Origin of the sequence: Streptomyces sp. NPDC052236 (assembly GCF_044548015.1) — a bacterium.
Classification (GTDB): domain Bacteria; phylum Actinomycetota; class Actinomycetes; order Streptomycetales; family Streptomycetaceae; genus Streptomyces.
This window is the reverse complement of record NZ_JBIUBL010000072.1, coordinates 1-6,835: the sequence shown is the minus strand read 5'-3', so window position 1 is coordinate 6,835 and position 6,835 is coordinate 1. Positions and strand designations below refer to the sequence as shown.

The following is a 6,835-nucleotide window of genomic DNA, read 5'->3' as shown; positions in this document are numbered from 1 at the left end:
ATGGTCAGGAGCCGAGCTGATAGCAGGATCACCGGCGTGTCTCCGGCAGCACTGGTGAGGGCGGCACGAGGTCACGCGGTGAACGTCGCTACCAGCCAGCCGCTGGCACCGCCCGGTAGGGCGGAGAAGCGGCGCAGGTCTCCGTCCGCGTCGATCCAGTAGCGAGTGCGGCCCGGTGTGGTGCGCACTGCCCCCGGTGCGGGGGTGGACGGGCCTGCGAAGACCGTGACGGGGACGCCTTCTACGTTCTCCTGGCCGAGGCGGCGGGCGCCGCTGTGGAGGAGTAGTTGGGCGTTGTCGGGTCGGTCGGTGGCGAGGTTGAGCAGCAGGAGCAGGGTGGTGTCGATGGTGGACGTCTGGGGGGTGAGGGCGCGCCCGGTCCAGCCGTCGCGGGGTGGGTGTGTGGGGAGGGGGCCGGTCCAGTTGTGCTGGATGGAGACGGTGGTGCGGTCCCAGCGCAGGAGGTGGCGGCCGTGTTCGAGGACGCCGCCGTTGCCTTGGAGGATGGCGAGGCCGGTCCCGTGGCGCCAGTCGAGGCGGCCAGTGAGCCGGGCGGACTGTCCTTGGACCGGGATGTCGGCCGTGACCTGGGCGGCGCCGCGCCGGTAGTTGGCGAACCGGGTGAGGGCGAGCAGTTCGGCTTGTGGGGTGGTCAGGGCGGGGGCGGTAGTGGCGGAGGCTGGGGCGGGCGGCTTGTCCTGGGTGCAGGCTGAGCCACCGAGGAGGGTCAGGAGGGTCAGCGCGATGCCGCAGGCGGGAAGGCACCGCGGGGTGCGGCGGTGTGGGTGTGTCATCGTGCGGTCTCGTCTTGGCGGGAGCGTGTGGCGAGCAGGTCCGGGGCGGGGAGGGGTACGCGGTCGGGGTGTACGTCGCCGGGCAGGTGGAGGGCGGGGGTGGCGGGTGCGGTGTGGGCGTGCGGGAGTTGTGGCTGGGCAGGGGGCGGCGCGACGTCCAGGAACGGGATGCCGGCCGGTGGCGGGGCGGTGCGGGTGCGGGGCTCCGTAGCGGAAGTGCGGCTGTTTCCGCCGGGGCACGGCGCGGCGCGGGAGAGGTCTTCCGGGAGGGTGCGGTGCAGGGTGTTGCCGCGCAGGCAGTTACCCTGGCCCGGCGCTCGGCTGGAGGCCTGATAGGCGATGTCGACCGCATTGGCGGACAGGGCGTTGTCCTCCAGCCGGTTGCCCAGGGGAGGCACGTCCTCGTGGGAGGCGAGGACGATGCCGACGCGTGAGTTTCCGGTGACGCGGTTGCGCAGGAGGGTGTTGTGCTGCCCGCCGGCGATGCCGATGCCGATCCCGAAGCCGCCGTCGGCCTGTTCGGGGGTGTCGGGGGCGTTGTTGCCGGAGACCAGGTTGCCGGCGACCACGCCGCCTGTTTGGGGTACGTAGGCTTCCTGGTAGTCGGTGCCGATGGTCATTCCGACCCGGTTTCGGGTGAAGCGGTTGCGCAGCACCCAGATGGGTCCGCTGGCGTTGGTTCCTTCATAGCCGATGGCGTTGTGGTCGGCGGTGTTGTCCTGGACGAGTACGTGGCAGGGCTTGCACTGGCCTACGTAGAGGCCGGAGTCGGCGCTGCCGGAGGCGTAGTTGTGGTCGATCACGCCGTGCCGGGCGTTGAAGGCGTAGATGCCGTACAGGCCGTTGGCGTGGGCGGTGACGTAGCGGACGCGGAAGCCGTCGAGCGGCGGGAAGCGGGCCGGGTCGAGGTGCTGGTAGCCGTCGCTGCCGCGGGCGAGTCCGCCGTCGGCGTCGCTCATACCGGTGACCAGGACTCCGTTGAGGAGGTGGTTGCGGACGGTCAGATTCTCCACGGAGACGCCCGCGGCGGTGACCACGATGCCGTTGGAGCGTCGGCCCTGGCCGTCGATGATGACGCGGTTGCGGTCGGTGCCCCGCAGCACTACGCGGTCGGTGCGCACCCGCACGCTCTCGTGGTACACGCCGGGCGAGACGAGCACCAGGTCGCCGGGGCGGGCCCGGGTGAGGGCGGCGTTGATCGTGGCCGCCTGCGTCGGTACCCGGATGGTGGCGGGACCGGTGCGAGCTCGGGCGTGGCCGTCGGTGGTGGTGGACGTTCCCGAGCAGCCGCCGCACAGGAGTGCGGCAGCCAGCACGCCGCCCAGCGTCGCGGCGCGCCAACGGCCATGTGCCCGGCGGGCGATGAGCGGCATCATGTGCGGTTTCTTCCGATCCGTGAGAACAGCGGGCTTTAGCTTAAAGTGCTCGAATGACCACTGAAAGTACTCGGTTGGGTGAATCAGGTACGCAGCAGCGGCCGTCGCGGCGCAGGGCACTGGTGAGTGGCACGGCGGCCATGGTGGCTGCCGGGGTCACCGGATACGCGGTCGGTGCGCGGGGACGGCCGGCCGCTCCCGGAGACGGTGTGTCCCGGGCGGGGGCCTCCCGGACCGGGTCGTCTTCCGCGCCGGGGATGGTGGCCGTGTCCGCTCGGGGCAGTCGACAGGCCGGGGTTGACCGCCCGGTGCAGCCCCAGCAGCACGTGGACCTGTCGGTCTATGACCTGCCCGGAGCCGGACGCCCGGACACGCCGGGCAGTGACTTCGCGCGCCGGAGCGGGAGACTTGTCGCCGAGTTGGGCAGCCGTGTCCTCACGCTCACCACGCCGGACGGTGACGCGGCCCTGGGCGGACTCCCGCCGGGCAACCTGACCGTCACCGTGGGGGTGGGCCCGCGGGTCGTGGCAGCCGTGGACAACGACCTGCCCGGAGCTCGTGAACTGCCCGGATTCGCGCGGGAGGAGATGCCGGACTCGGCCCGGGGCGGCGACCTGATGGTCCAGGTCTGCGGGTCCGACCCGCAGGTGGTGACGCTGGCGGACGGCGCCCTGAGGGCCTGGCTCCAGGAGCACTCGGCGGCGCCGCGCTGGACGCAGCACGGTTTCCGGCCCCCCGCGCCGCCCACTCAGGCCGGACAGCCGGTGCCGGTGCGCAATCTGCTGGGGTTCCTGGACGGCATCGTCGTACCGCGCACCGGACGGGAGTTGGACCAGGAGGTGTGGCTGCCGGCCCCGGCCCGGGTGCGGGGCGGCACGGTCATGGTGGTGCGGCGCCTGCGGCTGGATGTGGCACGTTTCCTCGCCCAGGACCTCGCACAGCAGGAGGGGGCGATCGGGCGGCGTCGCGAGGACGGGGCGCCGCTGAGCGGCGGCGGCCCGGACGCGCCCATGGATCTGGGCGCGAAGTCCGCGCAGGGCCGCTACCTGGTCCCAGCCATGGCGCACGCGCGCCGCGCCAACCCCAACGGCACGGGCAGCGGGCTGATGCTGCGGCGCGGCTACAGCTACGCCAACGGCCCGCAGGACCGCGGGCTGCTGTTCATCTGCTTCCAGCGGGAGCTGCGCACCTTCGTGGCGACGCAACAGCGGCTGGACGACGGCGACGAGCTGGCAGGGTTCGCGACGGCCACCGCCTCCGGCACCTTCCTGGTGCTGCCGGGCTACTCGGTCACGCGTCCACTCGGTGCCTCGCTGTTCTTTTGAATCAGGGGAATCAGGAACGCGAAACAAGCCGAGAGTCCGGGCCGCACGTACCGAGCGGCCCGGACCCGTAGGTTCGCTGAGAATCAAGGCACGGTCAGGTGCCTGCCCACATCCCGGCGTCCAGATCATGGTTGACCGAGCCCGGGGGACCGGTCGTCACGCTCGCTACAGCGGTCGAGGCGGAATTGTTGCCGCCGGTCGGCTCAGCGTCTGAATTGGTCGCCGGGTCGGTGCCTGCGGTGCTGGTCCACTTGAGTTTGCTGATGTTCCGGTACTTGCGGGGGAGCTTGCTGGTGTCAGCGGTGGTCTTGTCGAATACCACTCGGTAGTTGGTGTCCGGCTGGATGCCGTCGCGGTGATCGAAGTAGTACTCGCCCTTGTCGTTCGTCTTCGTGGTGGCAACCACCCGGCCGGCCGAATCCAGCACGGTGACCGTCACGCCGGGGATGCCCAGGATCTCATTTTCATGGGCATCCTGGCTGCCGCCGGCGTCGTCGACCCACACCCGGTTGCCGATCTGAACCGGCGGCTCGTCGCACAGCAGCTCCAAGTCGCCCAGCCCGTGGGCCTTCGCGAAGCCGCCGTCGTTCGGGTAGACGACGCCGAAGCCGTCCGGGGCGGCGCCGACGCCGCGCACTCCCGTCTCCCGGTCGAAGTAGCCGATCCCGCCGGACTGGATCGTGCGGTACGGGTCCATGACGGTGCTGGCGATCTTGTCCTGCTGCAGCGGCAGCGCCAGCGCCCCCTGCGCGGTCTCGAGGTGGCTGGTTCCGTCGTACCAGGTGTCGCCGGTGAACCACTCGTTGCCGTTGCGGGGGCAGTCGGCGCTGCCTTCCCAGTGGTACGTGCCGTCGGCCTTGCGGCACACCTTGTTGATGTCGCCGCCGGTGTTGGCGTTCTCCAGCGTCCCGCTGGCGGGGTTGGCGTTGGGAATCTGCAGTCCGGACTGGTCGCCGTACCGGTCGCGGAAGCCCAGGACCAGGCTGCCGTCGCGCTCCACCTCGATGTCACTGAGCATCGGCTGCGGATACGCAACGGACGCGCCCTGTATGGGGAACTGCGTCAGGTCGTCCTTCGTCCACGGCTTCCAGTTACCCGGCGTGGGAGCCCAGGCCGGGTCGCGCGGGAAGTTGAGCGGTTGGTTGACGATCGGTGCCGCACCAAAGGTGCCGGTGGTGGGGTCGTAGGTCCACACCACGGCCCGCAGCTTGGTCACGTCCTGGGTGCTCTCGGCGGAGCAGACACCTCCGACGTAGAGCACGCCGTCGCGTACGCCCAGGCCCATCGGCCGCCAGTCGGCGGGAGGAGCGCAGGCGGTGTCCGGGATCTTCACCGGCGCCCGCTGGGGGCCGACCGCCGATGTCTGGGTGGCGTCGTAGGTATAGAGATTGCCGTCGTTCATGTTGACGACGTACAGCTCCGAGCCGTCCGAGGAGATCTCGATGTCTCCGAGGGATTCCTTGCCGGGCCGGTTGGAGAAGGCTGCGTCCACTCGGGCGGCCTGGTTATGCGGGGTGGTGCCGGCGTCCGGCACGGTGGTGAACAGGCTGGTGGTGCCGGTGGTCCGGTCGGTGAGATAGATCGCGCCGGGGCCTCCGGGGCCGTACTCGGTGTGGCGCTTGGCGTAGGCACCGGAGAAGAGCCGCTTGTTCTTCTTGCGGTACGCGAGCCCGTAGAGGGCTCCGGTGTTGGGGACGTGGGCGATCGGCCTCGGGTTGGTGGTGTTCCCCTGCGTGTCTCCCCGGGCGTTGTACGGGAAGGTGACCAGGGTCTTGCTGCCGGGATTGGTCGCCGCCTGCTGGCAGGCGGTGGCCAGGGTGGGATTGTCCTGGCAGTAGTCGTCCGGATTCCACACGCCCAGGTTGATCGTGACGTCCTTGCCCTCTCCCATGTCCACGAAGTTGAGGTGGGAGGAGAATCCGGAGCCCGCGAACGCCGGACGGAGGAAACCCGTGCCGGTGGCCGGGTCGTACTTGTTTGGCCAGTCGGTCAGCTCGATCCGGTACTTTCCATCCGAGTCCGGCCAGTCGTCGAAGTCGATGGTGACGGTCCCGTCGGGGCCTACCGGGTAGGGCCGCGGATCGTCCCCGGCACCGGTCGTGACCGTGATGGTCGCCCCGGCAAGGGGGGTCTGGATCTGCGGGTTGAGATCGCCCTTGGCGGCGTACTCCCTGAACACATTGATGGTTACCTTGCCCTCGCCGACATCGGCCGACGCAGGCCCGGAGGGCGCCAGCAGGGCGCCGGCGCAGCTCAACGCCAACACCGCCAGCCAGGTCGTTCGTCTGATCACGTAATTCCCATCTCTGCCTCGCAGTCGCCATGGAGTGGGGCCCAGAGCGGGTTTCGCTCGGAGTCCCAGTGTTCGGTGGCTTTCGGCAGGGGAGACGCAGGTCAGGTCTCGGACGTCAGGCCCCTCATGAGCCCTGGTGAAAGCGGCCCCCCATCGCCGCACCACAGCCACATCGTTAGCTCAGAGTAACAAAACGCATACCGTTCGTGACTATAGGCCGAATGGGTGACCAGTGCTCCATCAAGTTCAGCAACTCGCCCGTCACACGGCCATCGCTGCCTCAGACGTCGCCTACCTGCGGCACGAGACGGAGCCGCCGCAGCGGTCACCCCCTGCCGACCCCGGTCACGGGCGGCCATCTGGAGCTGCTGAACGCCGCCGGGGTGAAGCCGGCGACCTGGGCGGTGAAGCCATGGACTCTCAGGGGTGGGGGTCAGCGTCGGCTGATCTCGGCGGCGTAGTCGGGGCCAAAGCCGCTGGCCTCGACATCCCAGTTGTCGGCGGTGGACTGGCTGAAGCCGAGCAGCCGGCTGAAGACGAAGGCCGGCAGTTCAGAGGCGATGTCCATCAGCGAGGCGTTGCAAGCCACGCGTGGCCGAATGTCGAGCGTCTCCAGGCGGCGGCCAAGGCTGTGGGGTTCGATCGGTTGTCCGGCGTAGGCGCCGGGGAAGAGCCAACGTGGTTCGTGCCCGGCGAGGGTGGGCGCGCGTCCTCGGCGGTGGAGGACCAGCTCGCGGATCAGGTTGTCCAGAGGGGCTGGCATGTACACGGGCTGACGGCCGAGCCGCAGCCGCAAGGCGTGTCCGTCGTCGATGACATGGTCGGTGGTGAGCTGGCTGATGCGCGCGGCAGGTTGGGCGAACAGCAGCAACACAGTCCTGCGGCGCGGTCGGCGGTCTTGAGTTCGGTGTCGCAGACCAGGCGGCGCACCATCGACCAGCGGTGGTCTTGGGCGATGACCTGGACGGCGAAATTGCTGGAGTAGACCGGCGTGGTCAGTGTCCGCCAGTGGCCGCGGCAGGAGGTCGACTGCAGGAAACCCCGAAC

At 69.9% G+C, this 6,835-nt stretch carries 5 protein-coding genes; 1 reads left to right on the top strand and 4 read right to left on the bottom strand.

The window, feature by feature from the left end; translation table 11 throughout:
• Positions 1-71: 71 nt before the first annotated feature.
• Together ACIHCQ_RS44395 and ACIHCQ_RS44390 are read right to left on the bottom strand one after the other, a co-directional pair.
• The gene (locus ACIHCQ_RS44395; protein WP_399675013.1) at positions 72-794 is read right to left on the bottom strand and encodes a hypothetical protein; all 723 of its coding nucleotides are present in this window, start codon (positions 792-794) and stop codon (positions 72-74) included.
• Positions 791-2,170, bottom strand: coding sequence for a nitrous oxide reductase family maturation protein NosD (locus ACIHCQ_RS44390; RefSeq protein WP_399675010.1), 1,380 nt, complete (start codon positions 2,168-2,170; stop codon positions 791-793). Before ACIHCQ_RS44390 ends, ACIHCQ_RS44395 begins: the two co-directional genes overlap by 4 nt.
• Before the next feature lie 53 nt (positions 2,171-2,223).
• Here ACIHCQ_RS44390 and ACIHCQ_RS44385 point away from each other — a divergent pair, with 53 nt between their 5' ends.
• Complete coding sequence (locus ACIHCQ_RS44385) at positions 2,224-3,495, top strand: Dyp-type peroxidase (RefSeq protein ID WP_399675008.1); 1,272 nt, start codon at positions 2,224-2,226, stop codon at positions 3,493-3,495.
• A 94-nt stretch (positions 3,496-3,589) separates the two neighbouring features.
• On the opposite strand, the gene ACIHCQ_RS44380 is transcribed toward ACIHCQ_RS44385, so the two are convergent.
• Together ACIHCQ_RS44380 and ACIHCQ_RS44375 are read right to left on the bottom strand one after the other, a co-directional pair.
• Positions 3,590-5,788, bottom strand: coding sequence for an SdrD B-like domain-containing protein (locus ACIHCQ_RS44380; RefSeq protein WP_399675006.1), 2,199 nt, complete (start codon positions 5,786-5,788; stop codon positions 3,590-3,592).
• Between the two features lie 433 nt (positions 5,789-6,221).
• Positions 6,222-6,659, bottom strand: coding sequence for a hypothetical protein (locus ACIHCQ_RS44375; protein ID WP_399675003.1), 438 nt, complete (start codon positions 6,657-6,659; stop codon positions 6,222-6,224).
• Between the last annotated feature and the right edge of the window lie 176 nt (positions 6,660-6,835).

Bases quoted from the DNA above. Each gene is read 5' to 3' on its own strand.
- ACIHCQ_RS44390 (WP_399675010.1), bottom strand. From the start codon at position 2,170: ATGATGCCGCTCATCGCCCGCCGGGCACATGGCCGTTGGCGCGCCGCG.
- ACIHCQ_RS44395 (WP_399675013.1), bottom strand. From the start codon at position 794: ATGACACACCCACACCGCCGCACCCCGCGGTGCCTTCCCGCCTGCGGC.
- ACIHCQ_RS44385 (WP_399675008.1), top strand. From the start codon at position 2,224: ATGACCACTGAAAGTACTCGGTTGGGTGAATCAGGTACGCAGCAGCGG.